The following is a 26,687-nucleotide window of genomic DNA, read 5'->3' as shown; positions in this document are numbered from 1 at the left end:
CCCATGATCCGAACGCTCGTCCAACTCAGTGATCCGCACATCAAGCTGCCCGGCACCCAGGCCTACGGCCGCGTCGACACGGCCCGTTTCCTGCGCGAGGCCGTGCAGGCGGTGGGCCGGCTGAAGCAGGCGCCGCAGGCGGTGGTGCTGACCGGCGACCTGACCGACTTCGGCCGGCCCGACGAGTACCAGCACCTGCGTGAGCTGCTGCAGCCGATCGAGTGCCCCATCTACCTGCTGCCCGGCAACCACGATGAACGCGAGGCGCTGCGCGGGGCATTCCCCGGGCACGCCTGGCTGCGCAACGGCACGCCGTTCGTGCAGTACGCGGTCGACCTCGGCGGGCTGCGGCTGGTCACGGTCGACACCGTCGTGCCGGGTGCCTCTCACGGCGAGGTCTGCGCGGCGCGCCTCGAGCAACTGGCGCAGCTGCTGGCGCAGGACACGGTGACGCCCACCCTCATCGCGATGCACCACCCGCCGTTCCGCACGATGATCGGGCACATGGACGAGATCGGGCTGCGCGATCCAGGCGGTGCGCTGGCGGCTGTCGTCGCCCGCCATCCGCAGGTGCGCCGCGTGATCTGCGGGCACCTGCATCGCCTGATCCAGGCGCCGTGGGCGAACACGATCGCGATGACGGCGCCGTCGACGGCGCACCAAGTGTGCCTGGATCTCGCCGAAGACGCACCCTCGGCGTTCGCGATGGAGCCGCCCGGCTTTCTGGTGCACGCGTGGTCCGAGGAGGGGGACGTCGTCAGCCATGCCATGCCGATCGGCCGGTTCGAGGGGCCGTTTCCGTTCCACGCGGATGACGGTCAATTGATCGACTGAGGTTTTCCGGGCGATGACGGTGGTAAAGCGCGGTCAATGTTCCACGGCCATCGTTTGACCCGAATTAACCACCTGCCGCGGCCCGCCTTCCTACACTCGTCGGCATCCGAGCGAAGGGGCGTGTCATGGCGAAGAAGCACACGGGGCAATGTGCCTGCGGCAGTGTCAAGTTCGAGTTCGACATCGATCCCGGCTTCGTTGCCGTGTGCCACTGCCTGGACTGCAAGCGCGCCACCGGGGGCGAGGCCGCCACCTTCTTCGGCGTGCCCGAGAGCGACTTCAGGTTGATCAGCGGCCGACCCAAGGCGTTTCACTACATCGCCGAGTCGGGCAAGGGGCTGGATCGGAACTTCTGCCCTGACTGCGGTGCGCGGGTGTTTTCCACCCACCTGGAGAGCTTCCCCGGAACGGTCTTCGTCACGCTCGGCAGCCTCGACCAGCCGGCAGGGATCGAACCGATGGTCGAGATGTTCACGAAGCGCCGCCTGGCGTGGGCCCTCCCGCTCGAACTGCCGCAGTTCGAGGGCATGCCGCACTGAAATTCAAGGAGATCCCCATGAGCGTCCCGCACGTCCTGTTCATCATGACCAACACGGCCGTGATCGGCCCCCACCACCGCGCCACCGGCTTCTTCTTTTCGGAAGTGGCCCACCCGTTCGAGGTCTTCGACCAGTCCGGCGTCGCGGTGGAGTACGTGTCGCCGCGGGGCGGCCAGCCGCACGAGGATGCCTTCGACGAGAAGGACGCCGCGCATCGCGCCTTTCGCGCAAGCCGCTCGATCCGGCGGATGGCGCGCAGCCGCCGGCTGTCCCAGGTCGACGTGCTGGACTACGACGCCGTCTTCATCCCCGGCGGGCTGGGCCCGATGGCCGACATCGCGACGGATCCCGACGTGAAGCGCGCCGTCGCCCGCGCCTGGAACGCCGGCCTCGTGGTGGCCGCCGTCTGCCACGGCCCGTGCGCGTTCCTCGGGGTGAGGCTGGAAGACGGCACGCCGCTGGTGCGCGGGCGGCGGCTCACGTCGTTCTCGAATGCCGAGGAAGACGGCTATGCCAGCGACGACGTGCCGTTCGCGCTGGAAAGCGCCCTGGTCGAGGAAGGCGCGAAGTACGAGTCGACCGCGGTCTGGCAGCCCCGGGTCGTCGTCGACGGGCGGCTGATGACCGGGCAGAACCCGGCGTCGGCCGGCCCGCTCGCGCAGGCGATCGTGGAGGTTCTCCGCAAGGATCTTCGGTGAACACGACAGGACCGATCACCGTCGTCGCACGCTGGCAGGCGAATGCCGGCGCGGTCGACAGCGTGCTGACACTGGTCGCCGAGTTGCGCCCGCCCACGCTCGCCGAGCCGGGCTGCCTGGGCTACGACGTCTTCCGCGGCATCGACCCGCCCGGCGAGCTGCTGCTGGTCGAGCGCTACCGCGACCAGGCCGCGATCGAGGCGCACCGTGCCTCGGCGCACTACCAGGGCGTGGTGGTGCAGCGCATCCTTCCGCTGCTGTCGAACCGCCGGGTCGAACTGCTGCGATCGATCGAGTGAGATGACCCGACAGAGGCCCTGACCCGACAGAAGAGGGTGGTGTTGAAGATGCACTGAGCAGAGAATGCGTCCCTTCTGGACGCGAGTACTTCTCGGCTCGGGATGCGCAACCTCGGACTGCCCCTCACGCACGTTTCGCGCAGGCAGGCCCTCCAGGCCGTGGCCGGCGCCGCCCTGGCGCTGTCGCTGCCCGGCCGGGCGCGGCCGCCTGGCCTGGCGGGCGACACCGTCACCTTCGTCGTCCCGTTCGCACCGGGCGGCGCCACCGACCAGCTCGCCCGGCTGCTCGCAGCGGACCTGGGCACCCGGCTGGGCCGCCGGTTCGTCGTCGAGAACCTGCCCGGTGCCAGCGCCACCATCGGTGCGCGATCGGTCGCGAGCGCGGCGCCCGACGGCAACACGCTGCTCTACACGACGGCCACGCCGCTGTCGATCAATCCCCACCTCTTCACCGCCCTGCCCTACGACCCCGAGCAGGCCTTCGCGCCGATCGCGCTGACCGTGCGGCAGCCGCTGGTGGTGGTGGTCGGCAGCCTGCAGGGCATCGGCACGCTGCACGAGCTGGTGGCTCACCTGCGCAGGCACGCGACGAGCAGCAGCTACGGGTCGTATGGCCACGGCACCGCCAGCCACATTGCCGCGGCGCTGTTCGTGCGCCAGGTCGGTGCTGCCGGGCTCGCGCACATCCCCTACAGCGGCCCGCTCGCCACCGCCGACCTGGTGGCGGCCCGCACCACCTTCATGGTCGATTCGTGGAGTGCGGTGTCGCAGCTGGTGGCCGCCGGCAAGCTGCGGGTGCTGGCGTCGTGCGACACCGAAGCCCTGCGGTGGTTGCCGGGCGTCTCCAGCGTCGCCAGCCTGCTGGGGCTGGCGTTCGAGGTGTCGACCTGGAACGGCCTGTTCGCACCGGCCGGCACACCGGCCGGGATCCTCGACCGGCTGAACCGCGCGATCGCGGCGACGCTGGCCGGCGACGCGGTGCAGCAGGCGGTCGCCGCGAAGGGCCTGATCCCGTACCCGCCGATGCCGCGCAGCGAGGTCGCGGCCTTCGTCGCTGCCGACCGCCGCCGCTGGAAGCGCCTGATCCACGCGGCCGGCATCGAGCCCCAATGAACCACCCCGCATCCGCCCACCGGGTCTTCTGCTTCGGGCCGTTCCGCCTGCTGGCGCAGCAACAGCTGCTGCTCGAAGGCGAGACGCCGGTGCGCGTGGGCAGCCGGGCCCTCGAGGTGCTGCGCACGCTCGTCGAATCGCCCGGCACCCTCGTCAGCAAGCGCGACCTGATGGCGCGCGCCTGGCCCGGCATGGTGGTCGAGCCGAGCAACCTGAAGGTCACGATCGCGGGGCTGCGCCGTGCGCTCGGCGATGGCCGGCCCGGTCACCGCTACATCGCCAACGTCACCGGGCTGGGCTATCGCTTCGTCGCGCCGGTGCGCCGCATGGACACCGACGAGCGCGACGGCAGCGCCCATCCGGCGCGCAGCAGCGGCCTGCCGCAGTCCGCCACGCGCCTGGTCGGCCGCGCCGAGGTCGTCTCGGCACTGGCGCGCACGCTGCCCGAGCGGCGCATGGTGACGATCACCGGTGCCGGCGGCATCGGCAAGACCAGCGTTGCGCTGGCGGTTGCCGCGGCACTCGCCGAAGGCCATCCGGACGGCGCGCACTTCGTCGACCTGGGCCCGCTGGCCGATCCGCGCTTCCTGCCGATGGCGGTGGCCAACGCGCTCGGGTTCGCGATCCATGGCGACGATGCGGCCGACGCGCTGGTCTCGGCGCTTCGCCCGCGCCGGCTGGTGCTGGTGCTCGACGGCTGCGAGCACCTGCTCGACGCGGCGGCAGCGCTGGTCGATCGCATCGTGGCCGGCGCGCCCGGCGTGCTGGTGCTGGCGACGACGCGCGAGCCCTTGCGCATCCGCGGCGAGACGGTGCACCGCCTGGCCCCGTTGCCGGCGCCGCCGCCGCATGCGCAGCTCACCGCCGACGAGGCGCTGGCCTTCCCTGCCGTCGAGTTGTTCGTTCAGCTCGCCGCGGCCTGCCTCGACGGGTTCAGCCTGTCCGATGCGGATGCACCCGTCGTCGCCCGCATCTGCGAGCGGCTCGACGGCATCGCGCTGGCGATCGAGTTGACCGCGACCCGGGTCGAGGCCTTCACGCTGCGCGAGCTGTCGCTGCTGCTGGAAGACCGGCTGCGCCTGCTCGGGCTCGAACAACGTGGCGTGGCGCCGCGGCACCGCAGCCTGGCGGCGGCGCTCGCCTGGAGTCACGACCTGCTGGCGCCCAACGACCGCATGGCGCTGCGCCGCGTGGCGGTCTTCGCCGGTTCGTTCACGCTGGCCTCGGCCACCGCACTGGCCGGCGACGACTGCGACATGGTGGCGGCCGTCGAGAGCCTGACGGCCAAGTCGCTGGTCTGCGCCGACGTGCGCGGCGCCGAGGTCCACTACCGGCTGCTCGACACCACGCGCGCCTTCGCCACGCAGAAGCTGCACGACAGCGGGGAGGCGAGCGACCTGCACCGGCGCCATGCGGAGCACCTGGTCGACGTGCTGGCGCGCGTCGAACGCGAGGCGCGCCACCAGCACAGCGCCGACTGGGTGGCCGCGCACGGCCACCGCGTCGACGACGTGCGCGGCGCGCTCGCCTGGGCGTTCTCGCCCGCGGGCGACCCGCGGCTGGGCATCGCGTTGACGGTGTGCGCGATCCCGCTGTGGACGCAGCTCTCGCTGCTCGACGAGTGCCGCGACGGCGCGGAACGGGCACTGGCGATCGGCGCCCGGCAATCGCTGCTGGCGCTGCGCGACCGCATGCAGCTGGCCGCGGCGCTGGCGCTCGCCACGCTCTACACGCGCGGGCCGCGCCCCGAGACCGATGCGCTGTGGAAGGCCGCGCTGCGCGACGCCGACGACGGCGGCGATGCCGCATTCCAGCTGCGCACCTTGTGGGGGCTGTCGGTCTACCTGGTCTTTGCGGGCCAGTACCGCACGGCATTGGGCTACCTGCGCCGCCTGCGCAACGCGGCACGCCGGCRCGGCGATGCCGCCGACCGGCTGGGCGCGGAGCGCCTGATCGCGACCAACCTGCACTACTTCGGCCGGCAGGGCAGCGCCCGCGCGCGCCTGGAGAAGGTGCTGCGGGCGTACGCCGACCCGGTGCAGCATGCGGACATCTCCCGCTTCCAGTTCGACCAGCGCGTCGTCGCGCGGGGCACGTTGGCCACCGTGCTGTGGCTGCAAGGCCTGGCCGACCAGGCGGTGCGCATTGCGCACGAGGCGGTCGAGAGTGCGCAGGCCGCGAGCCACCCGGTCTCGCTGTGCAATGCGCTGGGGCACACCGCCATCCCGATCGCGCTCTACACCGGCGACCTGGCGGCGGCCGACGCGCTGATGCTGCGCCTGCGCGCGCACCTGCGGCAGCATGCACTCAGCGTGTGGTGCCTGCTCAGCCGCTGCCTGCAGGGCATGATCAGCATCGAGCGCGGCGATGGTGCCTGCGTCGACGAGCTCGCGGGCCTGCTCGGCCAGCTGCGTGCATCGGGATATGGCCTGCGCCAGTCGTTCTACAGCGCCGCACTGGCCCGCGGCCAGGCGCTGGCGGGCCGGCCCGGCGAGGCGCTGGCGACGCTGGACGATGCGCTCGCGCTGTGCGAACAGACAGCAGAACGCTGGTTCCTGCCCGAGCTGCTTCGCATCAAGGGCGAGCTGCTGCGGCAGGACGCGCGTCCAGGCGCCGAAGCGCTCTTCAGGCAGTCGCTGGGGCTGGCGCGGCGGCAAGGCGCGCTGGCGCTGGAATTGCGCGCGGCGCTCAGCCTGGCCGAACTGCTGGTCGATGGCGGCCGCGCCGGCGAGGCCGAAGCGCTGGTCGATGCGGTGCGCGCCCGGTTCACCGACGGGCATCGAACGGCCGACCTGGCGCGGGCCGCGCGGCTGGTCGCCGATCTGCGCGAGGACGCGCGCGGCGTCCTTCAACTCACGGCGGACCCGGAAACACCTGCTCGAGATACGCGACGAATGCCTTGACGTTCGGGCTGCCGCGCTGGTGGCTGGCCATGCGTACGCCGTGATTTCACGGGAAATGGCCCGCAGGCGGCACCCCCAGGTCGATCATGCGATGGCCTGCGGCCGTGAGTCGCCATTTGCGCTCACCGCTCATCTCCTGTTTCACCAAGCCGCGCACCTCGAACAAATTCGCATCCTCGGTATCGACCAGCCCGGCTTCAAGCCGCTTCGCGAAGCGATGAAAATTGGCGAAGTACTCAGCGCTGAATGCATTCATGAACGGCTCCCATGGCAGGATTCACTTCCAAGCGGCCATGGTGCGCGCCATCCTCGAGAGGTGCAAGGCTTGTCGATAGACCCATCAGGGCGTATCCAGCGCGGGAGCGCTCGTGATGCGGCGCACGGGCAGCGTCACGCGGAACGTCGTGCCCTGGCCCAGGACGCTGTCGACGTCGATCCGGCCGTGGTGCTTCTGCACGATCCCGTACGACAGCGAGAGACCGAGACCGGTGCCCTTGCCGACCGGCTTGGTGGTGAAGAAGGGCTCGAAGATGCGCTTGAGCGTCTCCGGCGGAATGCCCGATCCGGTGTCGCCCACTTCCAGCCAGATGTTCTCGTTGTCGACCGTCGCGCCGGTGCGGATCACGATGCGGCCGCGTTCCTCTCCCATCGCCTGCGCCGCATTGACCACCAGGTTCATCACGACCTGGTTGATCTGGGACGGCAGGCACTCGACGTCGGGAATCACGCCGTATTCCTTGACCAGGTCCGCCTTGTACTTGACCTCGTTGGCCACCACGTTCAGGGTCGAGTCGATGCCCTGGTGAAGATCCGCCAGCTGGAAGTCCTGCGAGGAATCCGCACGTGAGAAATCCTTGAGATCCTGCACGATCTGGCGCACGCGCACGATGCCCTGCCGGGACTCTCGCATCAGCACCGGGATGTCCTCCTTCAGGAACTCCAGCTCGATGTCATCGCGCAGCTTGCGCAGCCGCGCGGCGACATCGGGCGAGCCGACCTGGGCCTCGGCGGCTTCGTAGGCTGCCAGCATCTTGAACAGCTTGCCGAGGTAGTCCTCCAGCGTGCCGAAGTTGGAGAAGATGTAGCCGATCGGATTGTTGATCTCGTGCGCCACGCCGGCCGCCAGCTGGCCGATCGAGGCGAGCTTCTCCGACTGCACCAGCTGCCCCTGCAGGTGCTTGCGCTCGGCCACCTCGGCCTGCAGCGCCTCGTTGGTGCTCGTGATCTCGCGCGTGCGCTCGACGACCGCGTCTTCCAGGCGCGTGAGCTGCGCGGCTGCATCCTGCGTCATCTGCCACTTGGCGGTCAGCATGCTCGCGAGCTGGCGCACCTCGATCGCGTCGAACGGCTTCTTGAGGATCAGCAGCCGGTCGCGCACGTCGAGTGTCGCCAGCACCTCGTCCCACGAGGTGTCGGCATAGGCGGTGCAGATGACGACCTGCAGTCGCGGATCGGCCTGCCACAGGCGCTCGATCGTCTGCACGCCGTCCCAGCCCGGTGGCATGCGCATGTCCACGAAAGCCAGTGCATAGGGCCGCTCCGCCGCCAGCGACGCCTGCACCCGGACCAGGGCCTCCTGCCCCTGGTAGGCCGAATCGAGCTCGAAGGCTCGCGCCTCCTCCTGCGGCTCGTCGCCGAACAGCGCCGTCTCGGTGGCGCCGAGCCCGGCGTCGGCCGGTGGCGGCACCAGGATCTTGCGGAAGTCCTCGTGGATCGCCGGCATGTCGTCGACGAGCAGGATGCGCCGGTTCTGGCCGCGTGTCATGGCGTTCCTTCCTGCGGGACGATCGGGATCGCCAGGACGAACGTGGCGCCTTGTCCGACCCCGTCGCTCTGCGCACTCAGCGTTCCGCCCATCTCCCGGGCTGCCAGCGCGCAGCTGTGCAGGCCGAAGCCATGCCCGTTGCTGCGGGTGGTGAAGCCATGAACGAAGATGCGGACGAGGTTTTCCGACGCGATGCCCTCGCCGTTGTCGGCCACCGTGATGCGCAGGACATGCCCGTCCGCGGCGGGCTGCAGCGCCGCGCCCAGCGTGATGCAGGGGCTCTGGCCCGGGGGTGCGCCCCTCATCGCGTGTTTGGCATTGCTGATCAGGTTCACCAGGATCTGCAGGATCCGGTGTCGATCCAGCGGCAGCGCTGGCAGACCGGAAACCTGCTTCACGACGTCGACCTTGTGACGGGTCAGTGCACTGGCGTTCATGCGCAGCGCATCGTCCAGCAGGTCATCGACCTTCAAGGATTCGACGACGCTCGATGCGCCCGCATACGATTGCTGGGTCGCGACGACTTCCTTGATGTGATCGACGCTCCTGGCGAGCAGGACCAGTTCCTCGATGATGGCCGCCTGCTCCGCCTCCAGCGTCTGCGCCAGTTCGCGCAGGTAACCCACCAGCAGCTTGCCCCGGGCGTCGTGCGTGAGGAAATCGCCCAGGTCGTCGGCGTGCTCGTCCATCAGGCCGACCGCGCGCCTCAACCCCTTGAGCTTGGAGGCGCGAAGCCGGTCGCCGATCAGGCCCGCGGAGATGTTGACGCTGTTGAGAACGTTGCCGACGTTGTGCAGCACATTGGTGGCGATCTCGGCCATGCCCGCCAGGCGCGAGGCTTCGAGCAACTGCCGATGCACCTCGCCGATGCGGCGTTCGGCTTCCTTCAGTTCGGAGATGTCCTTCGTGATGCCGAAGGTGCCGATGATCTCGCCGACCTGGTTGCGCAGCGGCATCTTCGTTGTCAAGGCCCAGGTGTCCGGCCGCCCATCCGCCCAGGTTTCCCGCTCGACCTTGCCGACGATCGGCTGGCCGGTCCGGATGATCTCCTGCTCGTCGTCGAAGGCGGGCCTGGCGTGCGCCTCGGAGAAGACATCGAAGTCCGACTTGCCGATCAAGCCGTCCGGTGTCGTCATCCCGAACTGGAATGCCTGCGCCGCACTGGACTTGATGAAGCGGGACTGCCTGTCCTTGAAGTAGATGTGATCCGGCGAGTTGTCCAACAGCGCCCGCAACAGGTCACGCTCGTCGACACCCGCCGGGAAATGCTCGGGCGTTGCATTCACACGTGGGCTCCAGCGATGTCACGCAAGGTCAACGCGTACAGGTCGGCCACCGGCTGCCGCATCGCATCGGGCAGGAGCTTGCGCGTCGGGTGCGGCCGGGCGCAGCGCGGGCAGGCGTCGAGGGCTTCCCGGTAGACCAGGTCGCAGCCCAGGCAGCACACGGTGCCTGCACTCAATTCGGCCGCGGCCAGTTCGGCGAACACCGTCGGGCGCATCGCCGACACGGTCTTCCGGCAATGCGGGCAATCTTCATGGGGAATGGAATGGCTGGCGCAAAACATCGACGACTCCCTGGCACTGGGGGTGCCTTCTGTGGCGACATGTTCCGCCGGACGCTGCTGCCCCATTCCCTCGAACAATGCGGCGAAGCGGGACCAATTACCTCCCGCCTCGTCACAACTGACAGATAAGCATTTCGACGGCGATTTGCAAATAGCTCGAACATTTCACGTTCGATGGGGCATCTACAGATTGATGCCCGTGTGGCAATTGATCAGCATTGATCCATGTCAATTGCGCGGCCTGATGCACGAAGATCGACAATCACTCATGGATTCAATTAATGGTTAATTGTTGGTCTTTTCTGGCTCTATGAATCTCCCATCCTGCCGATAGTGGTGACATAGTTTTGTGTCTATCAAAGGGAGTAAAAAGGATGAAATTCCTGTCCAATGTGAAGATCGGTACGCGCCTGAGCGCCGGCTTCGCCGTCTTGCTGGCCATGCTGGCGGTCCTGGCTTTCACGGCCAAGGTGCAGGCTGATCGCCTGCAGGCGCACACCGAGTACTACGACAGCCACATCATGGCGTCCTACAAGCTGGTCACCGAGTTCATGCGCAGCGCCGACGACGCGCGACGCCGCTCGTTCCTCCACATTCTCGGCAAGCAAGAACAGAAGAAGGAGGCCGAGGTGATGACCGCCAAGTCGGTCGAAGCCGCACGCAATGTGCTGGAAGACTATTCAGCGCGTGCGCTGTTCCAGGACGACGAGGATCGCGCCAATTGGCAGGAAGTGAAGACCAGGTTCGACACCTTCGTGCGTTCCAATGAGAAGGTCATGGCGGCGTCGCGCACCATCCTCGACGATCCGGCACAGCGGGACGTCGCCGTCGGCATCATGCTGGGTGAGGCTCGCGTGGACAACATGAACCTCATCAAGGCCAAGGACGCCTGGCTGGCGCACAGCGATGCGAATGCCCGGCGCATGATCGAGCAGGGCCGGGCCACCTACCAGGCCGTGCTGTGGACGCTGGGCGGCCTGGCTGCAGCGGCCATGCTGGTGGGCGTGGCGGCAGCGCTGGCGATCACACGGTCGATCACGCGACCGCTGACCGAAGCGGTGACCATCACCCGAGCGGTGGCCGAGGGCGACCTCACACGCCAGGCGCGGATCGGGTCGCGTGACGAGATCGGTGAACTGTTGGGCTCGCTCAATCTCATGACGACCAATCTGTCCAGCATGGTCAGCACGGTGCGCGTCGGCGTCGACACCGTGGTGACCGCTGCGACGCAGATCGCCCATGGCAACCTTGACCTGTCCTCGCGCACGGAGTCGCAGGCTTCCAGCCTGCAGCAGACCGCCGCGTCGATGCAGCAGATGGCCGACAGCGTCAAGATGAATTCCGACAATGCGCGTCAAGCCAACCTCCTCTCGGGCAAGGCGTCCGAGGTGGCCGGGCAAGGCGGCAGCGCGGTCGAGCGTGTGGTCGAGACCATGGAAGGCATCCAGGATTCGAGCCGCAAGATTTCCGACATCATCACGGTGATCGACGGCATCGCCTTCCAGACCAACATCCTGGCACTCAATGCAGCTGTCGAGGCGGCGCGCGCCGGCGAGCAGGGCCGAGGCTTTGCCGTGGTCGCGGCCGAGGTGCGCAACCTGGCCCAGCGCTCGGCGGACGCGGCCAAGGAGATCAAGGGCCTGATCACGAGCAGCGTGGAAAAGGTGGATGCCGGCACCCTGCAGGTCAATGCGGCACGCAAGACCATCGACGAGGCCGTGCAACAGGTTCGCAAGGTGAGCGAATTGATCGCCGACATCACGCAGTCCAGCTCGGAACAGAACTCCGGTGTCGGCCAGATCAATCAGGCGGTGGCGCAGCTGGACAACACGACGCAGCAGAACTCCGCCCTGGTCGAGGAGACCTCGGCTGCGGCCGAGAGCCTGCGTCAACAGGCCGAGAAGCTGTCTGTGGCGATCTCCGTGTTTCGTGTCGCCGGGCACGATGCCGCGCCACAGCACAGCTTCGCCTAGGCAAGAGGTGCGGCTCGACGTCTGAGTTCAGCCTGAACTCGGCGCGACGCCGCAACCCTTGAATCGACACCACCGCGCCGGCCCTGGCCGGCACCTCAAGATCGGGACGTCATGGACTGGCTGGCAGTAGCGAGCGGATTCGTGATTGGTGCCATCGTCGGATTGACCGGCGTGGGTGGAGGCTCGCTGATGACGCCGCTGCTGATGGGCGTCTTCCATCTCAGCGCGCCCGTGGCCATCGGCACCGATCTGTGGTTCGCTGCAATCACCAAGACCAACGGATCGATCGCCCACCACCGCCAAGGCCACGTCGACTACGGCATCGTCGCCTGGATGTTGCTGGGCAGCATCCCGGCGACGGTCATCACGATCATGCTGATGCGATACACCGGCATGACGAAGGGGGTCARCCACCTGATGATGCAGGTGCTGGGCGTGGCACTGCTGATGACGGCGGCCGCGGTCGCCTGTCGCCCCTTTTGTCACGCGCTCGGACTGAAGCTTGACGCCTTGCTCACGACATCGCGCAGGCGGGCCTTGACCGTCCTGGCGGGTCTGCTGCTGGGTGCCCTGGTCTCGCTCAGTTCGATTGGCGCCGGCGCGATCGGCGCGACCCTGACCCTCGTCCTCTATCCGCGACTTCCCATTCAACGCCTGATCGGAACCGACATCGCCCATGCGGCGGTGCTCACGCTCGTCGCGGGCCTGGGGCATGCGGCGCTTGGGAACGTCGACTGGTTGCTGCTCGCCAGCCTGCTGGTCGGATCCCTGCCCGGCATCTGGTTGGGCGCGCGATTGATCAGATCCCTGCCGGACAAAGTGACGCGCGGGCTGTTGTGCGCGTCCCTGGTGACTGCCGGGCTCCGCGTCATCCATTGAGCGCGAACGCCCAACGACAAAGGACCCCATGAAGCTGAATGACGACCCCTCCCTTCGCGAGTGCGTGACGCCCGGGCGCGTGACGGCCGGTCTCGATCAATCCCACCTCGACTGGCTCGAGGAAGAAGCCATCTTCATCCTGCGCGAGACCGTCGCCGCGTTCGAGCGCCCGGCCCTGCTGTTCTCGGGCGGCAAGGATTCGTGCGTCGTGCTGCGCCTGGCCGAGAAGGCCTTCAAGACCAAGGGTGCCGACGGCGAGTACAAGGGCCGCCTGCCCTTCCCGCTGCTGCATGTCGACACCGGCCACAACTTCCCGGAAGTGATCGAGTTCCGCGACCGCCGCGTCGCCGAGATGGGCGAGCGGCTGGTCGTCGGCCACCTCGAGGATTCGATCCAGCGCGGCACGGTGCGCCTGTCGCACCCGCTGGAGTCGCGCAACGGCCACCAGACGGTCGCGCTGCTCGAGGCGATCGAAGAGCACCGCTTCGACGTGCTGATGGGTGGCGCCCGCCGCGACGAGGAGAAGGCCCGCGCGAAGGAGCGCATCTTCTCGCACCGCGACAGCTTCGGCCAATGGCAGCCGAAGGAGCAGCGCCCCGAGCTGTGGACGCTGTTCAACACCCGCATCAAGCCGGGCGAGCACATGCGTGCGTTCCCGATCAGCAACTGGACCGAGCTCGACGTGTGGCTGTACATCGCCCGCGAGAACATCCCGCTGCCGAACCTGTACTACGCACACGACCGCCAGGTGATCCGCCGCAAGGGCCTGCTGGTGCCGCTGACCGACGTGACGCCGCCGGAAGCCGGCGAGGTGGTCGAGACGGCCGAGGTGCGCTTTCGAACCGTCGGCGACATGACCTGCACCTGCCCGGTCGAGAGCCCGGCCGCCAACGCGACCGAGATCGTCGCCGAGACGCTGAAGGTGACGGTGAGCGAGCGCGGCGCGACCCGCATGGACGACCGCACGTCGGACGCCTCGATGGAACGCCGCAAGAAAGAGGGTTACTTCTGATGAGCACGCCGCAAGTTCAAGTGAAAGACCACCGCGCACTTCGATTCCTGACCGCCGGCAGCGTCGACGACGGCAAGAGCACGCTGATCGGGCGGCTGCTGTTCGACAGCCGCGCGATCCTGGCCGACCAGCTCGACACGCTGGAGAAGCGCGCCGCCGGTGCGCCGATCGACCTGTCGCTGCTGACCGACGGCCTGGAGGCCGAGCGCGAGCAAGGCATCACGATCGACGTGGCCTACCGCTACTTCGCGACCAAGCAGCGCAAGTTCATCATCGCCGACGCCCCCGGCCATGAGCAGTACACCCGCAACATGGTGACRGCCGCGGCCGGCAGCGATGCGGCGGTCGTGCTGGTSGACATCACCAAGCTCGACACCCACGCCAGCCCGATGCCGYTGCTCGCGCAGACSCGCCGCCATGCRCTGCTGGCGCACCTGCTGCGCGTGCCGAACATCGTCTTTGCGGTCAACAAGCTCGATGCGGTGGCCGACCCGGCGCAGGCCTTCGCGGCSACGAAGACCGCGCTGCTCGCGTTCGCGCAGCAGGCCGGCATCGCGGTGGCCGGCGTGATCCCGGTGTCGGCGCTGCGCGGCGACAACGTCACGCAGCCGCTGGCCGCCGACTGGTATGACGGCCCGTCGCTGCTGCAGCTGCTGGAAGCCCTGCCGGCGYTGCAGGAGCGCAAGGACGGCGACCTGCTGATCCCCGTGCAGTACGTGTCGCGCGAGGGCGAAGGCACCGGCAACCAGCCGCGCACGCTGTACGGCCGCGTCGCCCACGGCCGCGTGAAGGCCGGCGACACGGTGCAGGTGTTCCCGAGCAACCAGACCGCGGTGGTGGCCGAGGTGCGCCTGGCCGGCGACGTGGTCGATGTCGTCGAGGCCGGGCAGTCGGCGGGGGTCGTGCTGGATCGCCAGCTCGACGTCTCGCGCGGCGACTGGATCGCGACGCCGCAGACCATCCACGAGACGCAGCGCTTCAGCGCGACGCTCGCCTGGCTCGACACCGAGCCGGCGGTCATCGGCCGCAAGTACTGGGTGCGCCACGGCAACCGCTGGGTGCAGGCGCGCATCACCGCGATCGAGAGCCGGCTCGACATCCACACGCTGGAGGCGATCGATGCGCACCAGCTGGCCGTCAACGAGATCGGCCACGTGATCGTCGAGACGCAGCAGGCGCTGCCGGTCGAGGCCTACGCGTCGAACCGCGTCGGCGGCGCGCTGATCATCGTCGACCCGGCCAGCAACCGCACCAGCGGGGCACTGCTGGTCAAGGGAGCCGCCTGATGGCCCTGGGTCGCGTGATCTTCATCGGCGCGGGTCCCGGCTCGGCCGACCTGATCACCGTGCGCGGCGCGCAGCGGCTGGCGCAGGCCGACGTGGTACTGTTCGACGCGCTGACCGACCCGGCGCTGCGCGCCCATGCGCCGCGTGCGCGCTGGATCAACGTCGGCAAACGCGGCTTCTGCGACAGCACCGGCCAGCAGACGATCAACGCGCTGCTGGTGAAGCATGCGAACGAGGTGGCGACCGTCGTGCGCCTGAAGGGCGGCGACCCGAGCGTGTTCGGCCGGCTCGAGGAAGAGCTGATCGCGCTGGTCGAGGCCGGCATCGCCTGCGAAGTGGTGCCCGGCGTCACGGCCGCGATCGCCGCCGCCGCCGCCACGCAGCGCCCGCTGACCCGCCGCGGCGCCGGCCGCAGCGTCAGCCTGACCACCGCGATGACGCAGACGCGCGAACTGCGCGCCGCCCGCAGCGCCGACACCGAGGTGTTCTACATGGCCGGCAAGCAGCTCGCGGCGCTGGCGCGCGGCCTGCTGGACAGCGGCTGGCCGGCCGACACACCCGTCAGCGTGGTCTCGCGCGCCGGCTGGCCCGACCAGTTGCACAGCGACCACACGCTGCAGACCCTGCCCCGCGCCAGCCTGCTGCACGCCGGGCGTCCGACCGTCGTCACCGTGGGCGAAGGGGCCCGATCCGTGGTGGCAGAACCAGTTGCTGCAAAGCAAGCAAAAGCCCCTGCCAAGGACCTCGCGCTTCCGGTGAAAACCCCAAGCCCTTAAAATCGCTCGTTTTGCCATCCGGCACGGCAGCTTTCAGGCACCTTTTTCTTCTTATTTCGAGCCAGCACCATGACCCACGTCGTCACCGAAGCATGCATCCGTTGCAAGTACACCGATTGCGTCGACGTGTGTCCGGTCGATTGCTTCCGCGAAGGCCCGAACTTCCTGACGATCGATCCGGACGAGTGCATCGACTGCGCCGTGTGCATTCCCGAGTGCCCGGTCAACGCGATCGTTCCGGAAGAGGATGTCCCCGGCGACCAGGTCCACATGATCAAGATCAACGCCGATCTGGCGAAGAAATGGCCCAGCATCACCAAGCGCAAGGCTGCGCTGCCCGATGCGGACGAGTGGAAAGACAAGACGGGCAAGCTGTCCGAACTGATCAAGTAATCCCGCAAGAACAATTCACCTGACCTGCCATGGAACCGAACGCCAACGTGGAGATTTCAAAGACTGCCGGCTCGCACGACGGCCCCATCGAGACCGATGCCGTCATCGTGGGCGCCGGCCCCGTCGGCCTGTTCCAGGTCTTCGAACTCGGCCTGCTCGAGATCAAGGCCCACATCATCGACTCGCTCGCCTACCCGGGCGGCCAGTGCATCGAGCTGTACCCCGACAAGCCGATCTACGACATCCCGGCCGTGCCGGTGTGCACCGGCAAGGAGCTGACCGACAACCTGCTGAAGCAGATCGAGCCGTTCGGCGCCACCTTCCACCTCGGCCAGGAAGTGACCGTGGTGCAGAAACAGGAAGACGGCCGCTTCTACGTCGAGACGACCAAGGGCACGCGCTTCCTGACGAAGACGATCTTCATCGCCGGCGGCGTGGGCTCGTTCCAGCCGCGCCTGCTGAAGGTCGACGGGCTCGACAAGTTCGACGACACGCAGCTGTTCTACCGCGTGAAGAACCCGGCGCAGTTCGCCGGCAAGAACCTGGTGATCGTCGGCGGCGGCGATTCGGCGCTCGACTGGACGCTGAACTTCGTGCAGGACGGCCCGAACAAGGCCGAGAGCGTGATCCTGCTGCACCGCCGCGACGGCTTCAAGGCGGCGCCGGCGAGCGTGGCCAAGATGAAGGAGCTGTGCGATGCCTACGAGATGCAGTTCATCGTCGGCCAGGTGACCGGCTACGAGGAACGCGACGGCCAGCTGACCAGCGTCAAGGTGACCGGCGGCGACGGCGTCACGCGCGTGGTGCCCCTCGACGTGCTGCTGGTGTTCTTCGGCCTGAGCCCCAAGCTCGGCCCGATCGCCGAATGGGGCCTGAACCTCGAGCGCAAGCAGATCGTCGTCGACACCGAGAAGTTCGAGACCAGCACGCCGGGCATCTTCGCGGTGGGCGACGTCAACACCTACCCGGGCAAGAAGAAGCTGATCCTGTCGGGCTTCCACGAAGCGGCGCTCGCGGCCTTCGCGGCGGCGCCGTACGTCTTCCCCGACAAGCGCATCCACCTGCAGTACACGACCACCAGCCCGAAGCTGCACAAGGTGCTGGGCGTCGAGACGCCGACCTTCGACTGATTTCTCCGACCGTCGGGTTGATCCCGGTCTGATCATTCGGCCTCGCCCCCGCCAGGGAGCGAGGCCGAATCGCTTCTTCAGTCGCAGCTGTAGCGGAACGACCCGTCGAGGTCGAGCGGCAGCACCAGCGTGCGGATGCCGGCTGCCTTCGACGCGGCGCACAGCTTGTCGCGCGCACCGCTGGTGTTGTTCACGTAGTTGCTCTTGTACTCGGCGTTGAACACCGGCTTGCCCTTGCCGGTGAAGGCCGAGTAGCCGCCGCACTCCGAATACTCGTTGCACTGCTCGTTGACCGCGAAGTCGAACGACGGTTCGAGCGCCGCGAGCTGGTCCACGTCGTTCTTCAGCCCGATGGCCAGGCCGCGCAGGTGGGCCGCGGTGGCCAGGTAGCGGTTGTAGTCGAGCTGGTCCTGTGCGGTCAGCGGGAAGCCACTCGAGTTGGTGTAGCCGTCGACGTTGTCGGGCTCGACGCCATCGCACCCCTTGGACTGCGCCAGGTCGAGGCGCGCGGCCATCACCGCGCGCACGTTGGCCGAGCGGATGTCCAGCCACTTCTCGCCGGCCCAGCCGTCGAGCGCCTTGCCCTTGTCGGCGGTGGCGAACTTCGAATAGTCGGGGCGCCAGTCCTCGGAGCTGCCGGCCGAGAAGTAGCAGACCACCTTGCGGCCCGCGGCCTTCAGCTGCGAGATCGTCACCGCGCTGGCGTCGACCAGGTCGATGTCGTAGACGGTCGCGTTGTACGAGGTGTTCAGCGTGCCGGTGAGCTGCCATTGCCACGTGGCTCCGGCGGCGGGCTTCCACCAGGTGCCGGGGGTCGGTGCAGGTGCAGGTGCGGGTGCGGGTGCGGGTGCCGGAGCAGGCGCTGGGGCCGGGGCAGGCGCTGGGGCCGGTACAGGTGCAGGTGCAGGTGCAGGCGTCGGAGCGGGCGCAGGCGCGGGAGCCGGAGCGGGGGTGGGCGCCGGTGCGGGTGCCGGTGCCGGCGTGCTGTCCAGCGGCAAGCGGAACGCCTGCTGCGCGTTGGTCGTCGCGCAGGTCGTCAGCGAGAACTCGGTGACGCCCACGCGCGTCGGCGCGGTCAGGCACAGCTTGCCGTCGTAGGTGGCGACTTGCGCGAGGCTGGTGCCCAGCGCGGCCAGGCGGAACTGCTGCGCCTTGCGGCCGTTGCAGTTGTCGAGGTCGACGAACGCGCCCGACTTGCTGCCGCGGGCCGTCACGCACAGGCCGGACGACGGGTTCTTGATCAGCACCAGGTTGCTCGCGCTGTCCGACGACACCGGCATGAACTGGAAGGCCTGCGCCGTGCCGGCATTGCAGGCGGCCAGCCGGATGTCCCAGCTGGAGGTCACCGTCTCGGTGCAGGCACCGAGCTTGTCGGCCACMAGCGTGCTCAGCGTGGTCGTCAGCTTCTTCGACCCGGTGGCCGCGGCCGCCTCGATCGTGCGCTGGCCCTGGGCATCGGCCAGGTCATCGTTGGCCGTATCGGCATCGTTGCCGCCGCAGGCGGCCAGCAGGACGGCGCTGGAGCAAGCCAGGCCGAGCATCATCTTGTTCATCGTCAGGTTCCTTGTTGATCGGTGCGTCGGGAACGCACCTTCCACAGCAGGAAACCAGTAGACCCGACGGACGCTTCGCAAGCCGATGCGAAAGGGCAAGCGATGTGAGCAACGGTCACACGGCGCCGGGGCGCGGCGTGGACAGGTGCGACAGGCAAACCTCGTAGAGCGCACCGACCAGGTCGGTCTGCGTGACCATGCCGACCAGCTTGCGCCGCTCGTCGACGACCGGGATGTGGTGCAGGCCGACATCCGCCATCAGCGGCACCAGCTCGACCGCCGGCGTCGACGCGAACGCGGTCTTCACCGGCGCGGTCATGATCTGTCCCACCACCTCATGGCGGTCGGAGTGCGAGTTCGTGTTGCGCGCGAGGAAGGCGCGCAGCCGCCGGCCGATGTCGCGGCGGTCCTGCAGGTCGACCTGCGCCAGGAAATCCGATCGCGTGACGATCCCGATCACCTGCCGCGCCCGGTTGACCACCGGCAGTGCCTGCACCGCGTGCGCGCGCATCAGGTTCCAGGCCACGTCGAGCTCGGTCGCGAACTCGACGGCGAGCACGTCCTTCGACATCACGTCGGCGCAGCGGGCTTCGCCGAAGCGGCGCTTGAAGGCCTGCATCTCGGTCTGGTGGAACAGCGATTCGAGGTCGTCGATGCCGATGTCGAGCACCTGGTCGTAGTCCTTCAGCGCGGCCTGCAGGTCGGCCGGCGTGAAGCCGAGGCGTTCGGTGGGCGGGCCGTCGGCCGTGCGGTGCGCGTGCTGCGCGTCGGCCTGCTGCGAATGGGGATAGCGGCGCCCCGTCGCGTTGTTGAAGAGCAGCGCCACGCCGAGCAGCAGCAGCGAATTGAGCGCGACCGGCACCAGCACGAAGCCGTAGCCAGCCGCGTGCACGGCCGGGCCGCCGAGCACGGCCGTCAGCGCCACCGCACCGCTCGGCGGATGCAGGCAGCGCAGCGCGAACATCGCACCGATGGCCACGCAGATCGCGAGCGCCGAGGCCAGCGCCGGCTCCTCGATCAAGCGTGCACAGGTCACGCCGATCAGGGCCGAGACGATGTTGCCGCCGAGGATCGACCACGGTTGCGCCAAGGGACTGGCAGGCACCGCAAACAGCAGCACCGCCGAGGCGCCCATCGGCGCGATCAGCGCGATGGCACCGGGCGTGCCCTGCAGCACGAAGGCGCTGAGCAGCCCGGTGGCCGCGATGCCCAGCAGCGCCCCCAGCACCGACCGCAAGCGCTCGCGCCCGCTCACGGCGGCGCGTGCAGGAAGCCAGGCACGCAGCCAGGGATGCAGCAACAGGGAACGCATGAGGCAGTCGGCGGGGTCCGTGCAGATCGGAGTCCCGGATTGTCGGCGAACCCGCCGCGCCGACCGCGTCAGGTCAGGGCCGCCAGGTCAGCGTCGTCTTCGTGTTGATGTCGGTGGCCGAACCGACGGTCGACGTCGCGTCGACGAAGCCCGAGCGGTTGCCCGCGCTGAGGTTCAGGCCGGCACCGCGGTACTCGACATCGCCCTGCAGGTTCAGCGTGCCCGACGCGCCCTGCCCGCTCTCGAAGAAGCCCAGCGGGTAGAACGTGGTGCGCACCTGGGCCGAGCCCGACACCGTGAAGGCATTGCCGCCGGAGCCGATCACGCTGAGCCCGCCGACCGTGCCGCCGGTGACCGTGCCCTTGCTGATGACGGCCTGGTCCTCGATGCGCGCCGTGCCGCTCGCGCTGCCGCCCGGCAGGATCGTCGCGTACGGGCCGACGTACACCGTCGAAGGCGTGCTGGTCGGKGCRCAGCCRCCRCCGTTCGCGAACCGCGCGGTTCCGGTCGGGCAGGCATCACGCTGGCCGTTCTGGAARCCCTGCGGCCAGGCGTTCGCCAGCTCGACCATGTACGGGTAGCGCCAGATCGTCTCGTACGCCTGGTCCCACACCACCGTCTTGAACACCGACGGCGTCGCGGTCACCACCAGGAACAGCGGCTCGCCCGCGTTCACCTTGAAGGTCAGGTCGGCATCCAGCCCCTTCTGCAACCCGCTGTAGCGGGCCGACGTGAACTGCGTGTTGGTGGCCACCAGGCCCCAGCGGAAGTCGGCGTCGGAACCCGTCTGGTTGATGCCGCGGAACTTCACCGTCACCGTGGTGGCGCCGTTGGTCGGGTACAGCCGCACGACGTTGTAGCCGAAGCGCTGCGGCGCGCCGTAGAACGGCGACGCGAAGCGGCGGTTGGTCGCCCAGCTGCTGTCCAGCGCCTCCAGCGGCATCAGCCGGTGCATGCGCTCGGCCTTGTCGGTCAGCGTGATGTTGCCGTAGGTGCTGCGGAAGGTGTCGGGCGTGGCCTTGTARTCCCACACCACGTTGTGCATCGCCCAGTCGCCCATGAAGTCGTTGAGCTGCGGCAGCGTCCAGCCGCGCGACTTCTGGATGTTGGTCAGCGGATCGGCGCCGCTGGTCGTCCAGATCTGCGTGACCGCGCCGGGGCCGTACTTGTCCTTCAGGAACTCCATGAACTGCCAGTTGCAGTAGCGGTCGCGCGTCGAGCCCAGGTACAGGTGCGGCGCGTTCGGCAGCATCTCGGAGCAGTGCGCGTTGCCCTGGTATTCGGGCAGCTGGTGCGGCGTGAAGTTCGCGTGGCTCTCGAAGAGCCAGCCGCAGGTGTTCGACTGGTAGCACTCCAGGCCGCCGTTGTTGCCGGCCCAGGATTGCCAGCCGTGCGTGAACTCGTGCGTCAGGCCCCAGTGGTCCTTCAGCGCGCCCGGGGCGATCCACATGCCCAGGTGCAGCCCCCGTTGGTTGTCGACCCAGGCGCCGCCGGTGAGGCCCCAGCCGGAGTGGATGTGGATGGCCGGCTTGATCTTGTCCGTCTTGTTGTAGAACGGCTCGGGCATCAGCAGGTTGGAGTTGAACAGGTTCTCCCAGACGGTGTTCTCGAGCGTGTTGGCCGCGAGGGTCAGGTCGGCATCGGAGAGCGTCTCGTCGGAATAGAACGCGAAGTGGGCCGACTCCTTGACGAGCCTGAAGCCGGACTGCTCGGGGTTCGGGCCGCCGGCGCGCCAGGTGCCGGGCGTGACGGTGGGCTTCGGCGTGGTGCCGGGTGCGGCCCAGGTGGTCAGCGTGCTGCCCTGGTCGACAGCGGAGGGCGCCGGGGCCGGGGCCGGGGCTGGCGCAGGTGCAGGAGCCGGTGCGGGCGCAGGCGCGGGAGCCGGAGCAGGTGTGGGCGCTGGTGCGGGTGCAGGCGCTGGTGCAGGAGCCGGTGCGGGCGCCGGAGCCGGCGCAGCCACCACCGGCCCGATCGCGCAGGCCTTGCGCTTGCCGACGACCGGGTCGCCGAAGGTCGCGTTGCTGCAGGCGATCGTGCCCGACATCGGCTTGACGACCCACTTGCCCTGCGCGCCGTACGACACCTGGCGCGCCTTCGATCCCACGGCACACGTCGCGCGTTCGCTGGCGCAGAACGTGTAGCCGCTCGGCCAGTCGGCCGCGAAGGCCGGTGCGGCAGCCGTGCTGCCCACGATCGCTGCAGCGGCGGCGGCGATCCTCATCCGATTCATCTTCTTCATCGTCATCTCCCTTGCGTTGGAATGCGTGCCATCTGAAAAGTGGCGCGATTCTGGAAGAGGACGACCGACCAGTGATGACCGCGGCGTTCTGGAGATCTGCCCGTCTGTCATCAAACGTAAGGCGAAAAAACAAAAACCCCCGGCTTGCGCCGGGGGTTCGTTTCGCGGAGGAACGTCGCGTTACGGGAAGCTGGTCACCGTCGGCGTGAACGATGCATTGCAGCCGGTCTGCGACCCGGTGTTGTTGATGACGTGCACGATGCCGCCATTGCCGCCCAGGCAGACCGAGATCATGCTGTGGAAGCGCACGCCGTTGTTGGTGGGCACCTCGATCGCACGGTCGAGCAGGATGCCGCCGTTGGTGAACACGCTGTAGATGCCCAGGCCCCAGGCTTCGTGGCTGGTGACGTTGTTCGACACCTTGTACGAGGCCCAGCCGCGGCCGGTCGGGCTGTTCCATGCCGACTGGCTCGGCGGGTCGTACGGGATCTCCGATTGGTAGAAGTACACGCGGCCGCCGTTGCCGTTCCACACCACCTGGTGCTGCTGGAAGTGCTCGACGAACAGGCCGTAGATGGTCACGTCGTTGCCGTTCACCCACAGGCCGTTGGCGGACGGGTTGTCGGTCCAGCTGACGCCGTCGCCATGGTCGGCGCGCCACAGCCAGGTGTGGTCGACGATCGTGTTGTTGGCATTGATGCTCAACGCGATGCCGACACGGCCGGCCGCTGCGCCGCCGATGCGGAAGAACAGGTCATGCAGCGCGATCGGGTTGGCCGCGTGGCTGGCACTGGCGCCGCTCGGGCCGACCTCCATCAGCACGCCCGATTCGGCACGGCCCGCATCGAGGAACAGGCCCGAGATCGTGAGGCCATCGACGTCGGCCGTCTTGATCAGCGGTTGCCCGTTGTCGGAGCGCAGCGTCGCGAAGCCGATGCCCAGGATCACCGTGTTCGGGTTGTTGACCTGCAGCGTCTGCGTCAGCACGTAGGTGCCGGGCGTGAACAGGATATGCTTGCCCGCCGCCAGCTGCGCATTGATGGTGGCCGCGCTGTCGCTCGGCTTCGCGAGGAAGAAGCTGCTGATCGGCAGCGTGGTGCCCGGCGTGGTGGCGCCGTTGCTCCAGGTGATGCCGGCGGTGTTGGTGGCAAGCGTTGGCACGCGCACCGCGTAGCTGCCGTTGGCATCGATGAACAGGTACGGCTTCTCGCGGATCACCGGCGTCTGCGCGATCTTGGTGTAGCGCTGGCCGCCCGTCGGGAAGTTGCCGGCCGGCGCGTTGGGCACGCCGACGAACACCATGTTCCAGTTCGAGCCGCTCCAGCTGCCCCACTGGCTGTTGCGCGAGATCCATTGCTGCTGCGACGCCGAGTTGACGTTGCCGTCGACCAGCACGTCAGAGAACCAGCCGCCGCTCGACCAGCCGTTGTTCTGGTTCAGCTTGATGTTGCCGCGCACGTGCATGCGGCGGAACGGGATCGCCTGCGACACCGCCCACTGCATCGTGTTGTTGCCGATGCCCTGGCTCGGCGTGACCGAGAAGTTCTCGGCACCGCGCCAGAAGTTCTGCGTCGCGTTGTCGCCGCCGAGGAAGGCGTTGGAGCGCAGGTCACCGTTGACGTGCACCTGGTCCGGGTGGCTGCCCAGGCCCAGCACCTGCGTGTAGAAGCCCACCGGAATGCGCAGGTTGTTGTAGGTGCCCGGGGTCAGCAGGATCGCATCGCGGCGCGGGCCGAAGTGGTTCGGTTGCTGCGCGTTGTAGATGCCGTCGATCTGGCCCTGCAGGTTCGGCGTCGACGGGTTGTAGATGTGGACGTTCGGTCCGAAGTCCGGCGGCGTGCCGGTCGGCGGCGGGTTGGTGGGCGGCGGGGTCGTCGTGGTGTCCGACAGCACGAACTGCTCCCAGGCCTGCACCGCAGGGCGGTCGGCGACCAGCAGGCCGCCGCGGTTCAGGTCGGCGCTGACGTAGAGCCCGGTCGTCGCGGAACGGATCGCGACCGTGCCGTTGGCCTGCGTCTCCAGCGTGAACTGCTCCCAGGCGTTGATGGCCTGGCGGTTCGAGATCAGCCGGTTGGTGTTCGGCGCGCCCAGGCCCTGGTCGGCCGAGACGATGTTGCCGCTGATGGTCGCGCGGAACGAGACGGTGCCATTGCCGTTGCGGATGACCTCGAAGTCTTCCCAGGTGCTGGCGACCGGCGCGGTGGCGTTCAGGAACGAGGTTCCCGTCGCGGTCGCGCTGACGAAGTTGTTGTTGGCCACGGCACGAAGCGTTGACGCGTCTGCCGAGGCGGCGAATGCGCCCAGCATCGCGGCCATCGCAACGGCCTGTCGGGTACTCCACTGCATGTTGCTCTCTCCTTGAAGGTTTCTTGTTGGCTTCCCCAGGCGTCCCTCGGCCTCGTCGCGAGGCCGCACCTGTGGCAAGGCATCCCAATCTATGAGCCCGGCCGGCCTTTTCCTGTGTCTCTTTGCAAGACTCGTCTGCGCAAAGTGGAACCGCTTCCAGCCAGCGCGGCGATTTGATCATTCCTGGCGGGGCGGCGCCTGAGGGTAAGTCCGGACTTTCACTGTTTCAAAGTGCATCCGCGTTGGCGACAATGCGCCCGGATTCCAACAACGATCGAGGAGGAAAGCGTGAGATTGACAGCGATCATCGTGACGGCGTTCGCGCTGGCCGGCTGCGCCAGCGTGGCCGAGCAGTCGGCCGACCTGGCCGGCCAGCGCAGCTGCTGCACGGCCATGTCGGAGTTCAAGTTCGTCCCCCTGCCCGCCAAAGGCGTCGACGTTCCCCTGTTCCCGGCCTATGCCCCGGTCTACGAGTTCGACGGACGAAAGAGCTACTTCGCGCCGTTCATCGTCAGCGGAAGCAACGTGCGCTCCATCGACATCGAGAGCGACCTGAACGGCTACCGCGATCTTCAATTCCTGGCGCCGGCGTTCCTGTTCCTCGGCAGGAAGCATGAGCCGCTGGCACTGGCGACGCCGGCCCTGCGGTACGAGCCTCCCGGCATCATCCGGTTCGGCCACATGGAAGGGACAGTGCTGGTGCCGGAAGACGCCGCCTTCATGGTCGTCCTGAGTGCCCCGGCATCGGAGGCCGTCTCGGTCGACCACCCGGGCACCAGCACGATCTTCATGATGCAAGGGAACATCCCGATCGTCGTCCCCCACCGTGGGAAGACCGCGGTGTACGAGCCGGCGCCGACGGGCAAGCTCGTGTTGACACCCATCGCGCGCGAGTCAGGCAGCCCCGTTCGTTGACGTCAGGCCTCGGGTGCGTGGCACACCGCTTCGATGTTGTGCCCGTCCGGGCCGATGACGAAGGCGGCGTAGTAGGTGGCGTGGTAGTGCGGGCGCAGGCCCGGCGCACCATGGTCCTTGCCGCCGGCCGCCAGGGCCGCGCGATGGAAGGCATCGACCTGCCCGCGCGTCTTGGCCGTGAAGGCCAGGTGAAGATGGGCCGGCTTCTCGTCGGTCTGGAAGATGCACAGCGAGCAGGTGCCGTCCGGGCGGCTCAGCTCGACACCGTACGCGGGCGTGCCCTCCGAGACGAGGGCGACGCCGAGCGGTTCGAGCGCCTGGAGGAAGAACGCCTTGCTGGCCGCGTAATCGCTGGCGCCGAATTTGACGTGGTCGAACATGCGGGTCAGTCCATGTGCTCGATGTCTGCGGGCATCGCGACCCAGCGGTRCATGCGTTCTTCGTACACCGAGAACGTGGGGCCGGGAAAGGAGGGGTCGGCGAACGCGCCGACGGGAATGATGATGCTGTCTTCGCGCCCCTCGATGGTGTAGTACACCGTGGCGCCGCAGGTGGCGCAGAAGTGGAAGGTGGCGCGGCTTCCGCCATCGCCGACCCGGTCGAAGGTGCTCGAAGCGCCGGCCAGGGCCACCGACTCGGCGGGGAATCGCGCCTGTGCGGCGAACACGCTGCCCGTCCTGCGCTGGCAGGCCAGGCAGTGGCACACGGAGACGCGAACGGGCTCGGCCGACGTGATGGCCGTGAGCTGTCCGCAGGAGCAACTGGCAGTTCGGGTCGTCATTGCTTCAACGGCGCCGCGTCGGGCCGCCTCATTCGCCAAGCCAGCGCGGAGTATGCAACGACCCGGATGCAGGCATCATGGCCGCCGACATGACACCTCTGAATCTTCCGTTCGACACCTTTGACTGGATCTGCGGACTGGTGATCAACGGCTTTCTCGCCTTCTTCGTGCTCGCTGCGATCACCGCTGCAGGTCGCCCGTTGTGGGGCATCCGACTTCGAGTGATCCTCGCGCGCCGGCCGCCGCCGCATCCCGCGCCGACAGCGCGCAAGCGCCGCCGCATCTTCTGCAACGCCGGTCGGTACGAAGGGCAGCCGTCGTGACGCACTCCCGCCGCTAGAATCCGCAGCCTCGCTCGCCGTAGTTCAATGGAT

Annotated in this window: 25 protein-coding genes; 15 read left to right on the top strand and 10 right to left on the bottom strand. The window is 68.2% G+C overall.

Annotated features, from left to right (window positions below):
- Positions 1 to 3 precede the first annotated feature (3 nt).
- The 6 genes from AC1D1T_RS10725 (at position 4) to AC1D1T_RS10700 (ending at position 6,386) form a co-directional block, all read left to right on the top strand.
- A complete protein-coding gene (locus AC1D1T_RS10725; protein ID WP_477825647.1) occupies positions 4 to 834 on the top strand; it encodes a phosphodiesterase in 831 nt (276 codons plus the stop codon).
- Positions 835 to 959: 125 nt separating this feature from the next.
- Complete coding sequence (locus AC1D1T_RS10720; RefSeq protein WP_477825646.1) at positions 960 to 1,373, top strand: GFA family protein; 414 nt, start codon at positions 960 to 962, stop codon at positions 1,371 to 1,373.
- Between the two features lie 17 nt (positions 1,374 to 1,390).
- Positions 1,391 to 2,071, top strand: coding sequence for a type 1 glutamine amidotransferase domain-containing protein (locus AC1D1T_RS10715; protein ID WP_465113464.1), 681 nt, complete (start codon positions 1,391 to 1,393; stop codon positions 2,069 to 2,071).
- Positions 2,068 to 2,370, top strand: a complete 303-nt coding sequence (locus AC1D1T_RS10710) for a putative quinol monooxygenase (RefSeq protein WP_477825645.1) — start codon at positions 2,068 to 2,070, stop codon at positions 2,368 to 2,370. The genes AC1D1T_RS10715 and AC1D1T_RS10710 overlap by 4 nt, the downstream gene beginning before the upstream one ends.
- 159 nt (positions 2,371 to 2,529) lie before the next feature.
- Complete coding sequence (locus tag AC1D1T_RS10705) at positions 2,530 to 3,483, top strand: Bug family tripartite tricarboxylate transporter substrate binding protein (RefSeq protein WP_477840889.1); 954 nt, start codon at positions 2,530 to 2,532, stop codon at positions 3,481 to 3,483.
- Entirely contained in the window at positions 3,480 to 6,386 is a 2,907-nt protein-coding gene (locus AC1D1T_RS10700; RefSeq protein WP_477991866.1) for an ATP-binding protein, read from the top strand. The genes AC1D1T_RS10705 and AC1D1T_RS10700 overlap by 4 nt, the downstream gene beginning before the upstream one ends.
- A 46-nt stretch (positions 6,387 to 6,432) precedes the next feature.
- Here AC1D1T_RS10700 and AC1D1T_RS10695 read toward each other — a convergent pair whose 3' ends face one another.
- The 4 genes from AC1D1T_RS10695 to AC1D1T_RS10680 form a co-directional block, all read right to left on the bottom strand.
- On the bottom strand, positions 6,433 to 6,642 hold the full coding sequence (locus AC1D1T_RS10695; protein ID WP_477829954.1) for a hypothetical protein: 210 nt from the start codon (positions 6,640 to 6,642) through the stop codon (positions 6,433 to 6,435).
- Between the two features lie 84 nt (positions 6,643 to 6,726).
- Positions 6,727 to 8,151, bottom strand: coding sequence for an ATP-binding protein (locus AC1D1T_RS10690; RefSeq protein ID WP_477840895.1), 1,425 nt, complete (start codon positions 8,149 to 8,151; stop codon positions 6,727 to 6,729).
- Positions 8,148 to 9,437 carry an ATP-binding protein gene (locus tag AC1D1T_RS10685; RefSeq protein ID WP_477840897.1) on the bottom strand — a complete coding sequence of 430 codons (1,290 nt, stop codon included), beginning with the start codon at positions 9,435 to 9,437 and terminating at the stop codon, positions 8,148 to 8,150. Before AC1D1T_RS10685 ends, AC1D1T_RS10690 begins: the two co-directional genes overlap by 4 nt.
- Positions 9,434 to 9,661 carry a hypothetical protein gene (locus tag AC1D1T_RS10680; RefSeq protein ID WP_477840899.1) on the bottom strand — a complete coding sequence of 76 codons (228 nt, stop codon included), beginning with the start codon at positions 9,659 to 9,661 and terminating at the stop codon, positions 9,434 to 9,436. Before AC1D1T_RS10680 ends, AC1D1T_RS10685 begins: the two co-directional genes overlap by 4 nt.
- A 431-nt stretch (positions 9,662 to 10,092) precedes the next feature.
- Here AC1D1T_RS10680 and AC1D1T_RS10675 point away from each other — a divergent pair, with 431 nt between their 5' ends.
- The 7 genes from AC1D1T_RS10675 to AC1D1T_RS10645 all read left to right on the top strand — a co-directional run bounded on the left by AC1D1T_RS10675 (position 10,093) and on the right by AC1D1T_RS10645 (position 17,167).
- Positions 10,093 to 11,691: a methyl-accepting chemotaxis protein gene (locus tag AC1D1T_RS10675; protein ID WP_477991865.1), complete on the top strand. Its 1,599-nt coding sequence runs from the start codon at positions 10,093 to 10,095 to the stop codon at positions 11,689 to 11,691.
- A gap of 111 nt (positions 11,692 to 11,802) precedes the next feature.
- Positions 11,803 to 12,570 (top strand): sulfite exporter TauE/SafE family protein, encoded by a 768-nt coding sequence (locus tag AC1D1T_RS10670; RefSeq protein WP_477991864.1) that lies wholly within the window; start codon positions 11,803 to 11,805, stop codon positions 12,568 to 12,570.
- Positions 12,571 to 12,598: 28 nt separating this feature from the next.
- Positions 12,599 to 13,582: a sulfate adenylyltransferase subunit CysD gene (cysD, locus tag AC1D1T_RS10665; RefSeq protein WP_477991863.1), complete on the top strand. Its 984-nt coding sequence runs from the start codon at positions 12,599 to 12,601 to the stop codon at positions 13,580 to 13,582.
- Positions 13,582 to 14,868, top strand: a complete 1,287-nt coding sequence (locus AC1D1T_RS10660) for a sulfate adenylyltransferase subunit 1 (RefSeq protein ID WP_477827316.1) — start codon at positions 13,582 to 13,584, stop codon at positions 14,866 to 14,868. Before cysD ends, AC1D1T_RS10660 begins: the two co-directional genes overlap by 1 nt.
- Positions 14,869 to 14,873: 5 nt before the next feature.
- Positions 14,874 to 15,644, top strand: a complete 771-nt coding sequence (gene cobA, locus AC1D1T_RS10655) for a uroporphyrinogen-III C-methyltransferase (RefSeq protein WP_477991868.1) — start codon at positions 14,874 to 14,876, stop codon at positions 15,642 to 15,644.
- A gap of 69 nt (positions 15,645 to 15,713) precedes the next feature.
- Complete coding sequence (gene fdxA / locus AC1D1T_RS10650; protein WP_047508765.1) at positions 15,714 to 16,037, top strand: ferredoxin FdxA; 324 nt, start codon at positions 15,714 to 15,716, stop codon at positions 16,035 to 16,037.
- Positions 16,038 to 16,066: 29 nt separating this feature from the next.
- On the top strand, positions 16,067 to 17,167 hold the full coding sequence (locus AC1D1T_RS10645) for an NAD(P)/FAD-dependent oxidoreductase (protein WP_047508764.1): 1,101 nt from the start codon (positions 16,067 to 16,069) through the stop codon (positions 17,165 to 17,167).
- 77 nt (positions 17,168 to 17,244) lie between these two features.
- Here AC1D1T_RS10645 and AC1D1T_RS10640 read toward each other — a convergent pair whose 3' ends face one another.
- The 4 genes from AC1D1T_RS10640 to AC1D1T_RS10625 form a co-directional block, all read right to left on the bottom strand.
- Positions 17,245 to 18,720: an endo alpha-1,4 polygalactosaminidase gene (locus tag AC1D1T_RS10640; RefSeq protein WP_477826039.1), complete on the bottom strand. Its 1,476-nt coding sequence runs from the start codon at positions 18,718 to 18,720 to the stop codon at positions 17,245 to 17,247.
- A 115-nt stretch (positions 18,721 to 18,835) separates the two neighbouring features.
- On the bottom strand, positions 18,836 to 20,032 hold the full coding sequence (locus AC1D1T_RS10635) for an HPP family protein (protein ID WP_477826038.1): 1,197 nt from the start codon (positions 20,030 to 20,032) through the stop codon (positions 18,836 to 18,838).
- Between the two features lie 73 nt (positions 20,033 to 20,105).
- A complete protein-coding gene (locus tag AC1D1T_RS10630; protein WP_477991862.1) occupies positions 20,106 to 22,271 on the bottom strand; it encodes a DUF6055 domain-containing protein in 2,166 nt (721 codons plus the stop codon).
- Between the two features lie 180 nt (positions 22,272 to 22,451).
- Positions 22,452 to 24,617, bottom strand: a complete 2,166-nt coding sequence (locus tag AC1D1T_RS10625; protein ID WP_477991861.1) for a pectate lyase-like domain-containing protein — start codon at positions 24,615 to 24,617, stop codon at positions 22,452 to 22,454.
- Positions 24,618 to 24,905: 288 nt separating this feature from the next.
- On the opposite strand from AC1D1T_RS10625, the gene AC1D1T_RS10620 reads away from it, so the two are divergent.
- Positions 24,906 to 25,532: a hypothetical protein gene (locus AC1D1T_RS10620; RefSeq protein ID WP_477826520.1), complete on the top strand. Its 627-nt coding sequence runs from the start codon at positions 24,906 to 24,908 to the stop codon at positions 25,530 to 25,532.
- A 2-nt stretch (positions 25,533 to 25,534) separates the two neighbouring features.
- On the opposite strand, the gene AC1D1T_RS10615 is transcribed toward AC1D1T_RS10620, so the two are convergent.
- On the bottom strand, positions 25,535 to 25,912 hold the full coding sequence (locus AC1D1T_RS10615) for a VOC family protein (RefSeq protein WP_477826519.1): 378 nt from the start codon (positions 25,910 to 25,912) through the stop codon (positions 25,535 to 25,537).
- A 5-nt stretch (positions 25,913 to 25,917) separates the two neighbouring features.
- Complete coding sequence (locus AC1D1T_RS10610) at positions 25,918 to 26,313, bottom strand: GFA family protein (RefSeq protein ID WP_477991860.1); 396 nt, start codon at positions 26,311 to 26,313, stop codon at positions 25,918 to 25,920.
- A 77-nt stretch (positions 26,314 to 26,390) separates the two neighbouring features.
- Here AC1D1T_RS10610 and AC1D1T_RS10605 point away from each other — a divergent pair, with 77 nt between their 5' ends.
- Positions 26,391 to 26,636 carry a hypothetical protein gene (locus tag AC1D1T_RS10605; RefSeq protein WP_477826518.1) on the top strand — a complete coding sequence of 82 codons (246 nt, stop codon included), beginning with the start codon at positions 26,391 to 26,393 and terminating at the stop codon, positions 26,634 to 26,636.
- Positions 26,637 to 26,687 lie beyond the last annotated feature (51 nt).

The sequence above is a fragment of the Rhizobacter sp. P2_H3 genome, from assembly GCF_056403355.1.
Note: the sequence above shows the minus strand (reverse complement) of the source record. Positions and strands in the feature narration are given on the sequence as shown.

Excerpts from the sequence above, each read along its gene's own strand:
- AC1D1T_RS10725 (WP_477825647.1), top strand. The coding sequence starts at position 4 with ATGATCCGAACGCTCGTCCAACTCAGTGATCCGCACATCAAGCTGCCC.
- AC1D1T_RS10720 (WP_477825646.1), top strand. The coding sequence starts at position 960 with ATGGCGAAGAAGCACACGGGGCAATGTGCCTGCGGCAGTGTCAAGTTC.
- AC1D1T_RS10715 (WP_465113464.1), top strand. The coding sequence starts at position 1,391 with ATGAGCGTCCCGCACGTCCTGTTCATCATGACCAACACGGCCGTGATC.
- AC1D1T_RS10695 (WP_477829954.1), bottom strand. The coding sequence starts at position 6,642 with ATGAATGCATTCAGCGCTGAGTACTTCGCCAATTTTCATCGCTTCGCG.
- AC1D1T_RS10690 (WP_477840895.1), bottom strand. The coding sequence starts at position 8,151 with ATGACACGCGGCCAGAACCGGCGCATCCTGCTCGTCGACGACATGCCG.
- AC1D1T_RS10675 (WP_477991865.1), top strand. The coding sequence starts at position 10,093 with ATGAAATTCCTGTCCAATGTGAAGATCGGTACGCGCCTGAGCGCCGGC.
- cysD (WP_477991863.1), top strand. The coding sequence starts at position 12,599 with ATGAAGCTGAATGACGACCCCTCCCTTCGCGAGTGCGTGACGCCCGGG.
- fdxA (WP_047508765.1), top strand. The coding sequence starts at position 15,714 with ATGACCCACGTCGTCACCGAAGCATGCATCCGTTGCAAGTACACCGAT.
- AC1D1T_RS10645 (WP_047508764.1), top strand. The coding sequence starts at position 16,067 with ATGGAACCGAACGCCAACGTGGAGATTTCAAAGACTGCCGGCTCGCAC.
- AC1D1T_RS10635 (WP_477826038.1), bottom strand. The coding sequence starts at position 20,032 with ATGCGTTCCCTGTTGCTGCATCCCTGGCTGCGTGCCTGGCTTCCTGCA.
- AC1D1T_RS10625 (WP_477991861.1), bottom strand. The coding sequence starts at position 24,617 with ATGCAGTGGAGTACCCGACAGGCCGTTGCGATGGCCGCGATGCTGGGC.
- AC1D1T_RS10615 (WP_477826519.1), bottom strand. The coding sequence starts at position 25,912 with ATGTTCGACCACGTCAAATTCGGCGCCAGCGATTACGCGGCCAGCAAG.
- AC1D1T_RS10605 (WP_477826518.1), top strand. The coding sequence starts at position 26,391 with ATGGCCGCCGACATGACACCTCTGAATCTTCCGTTCGACACCTTTGAC.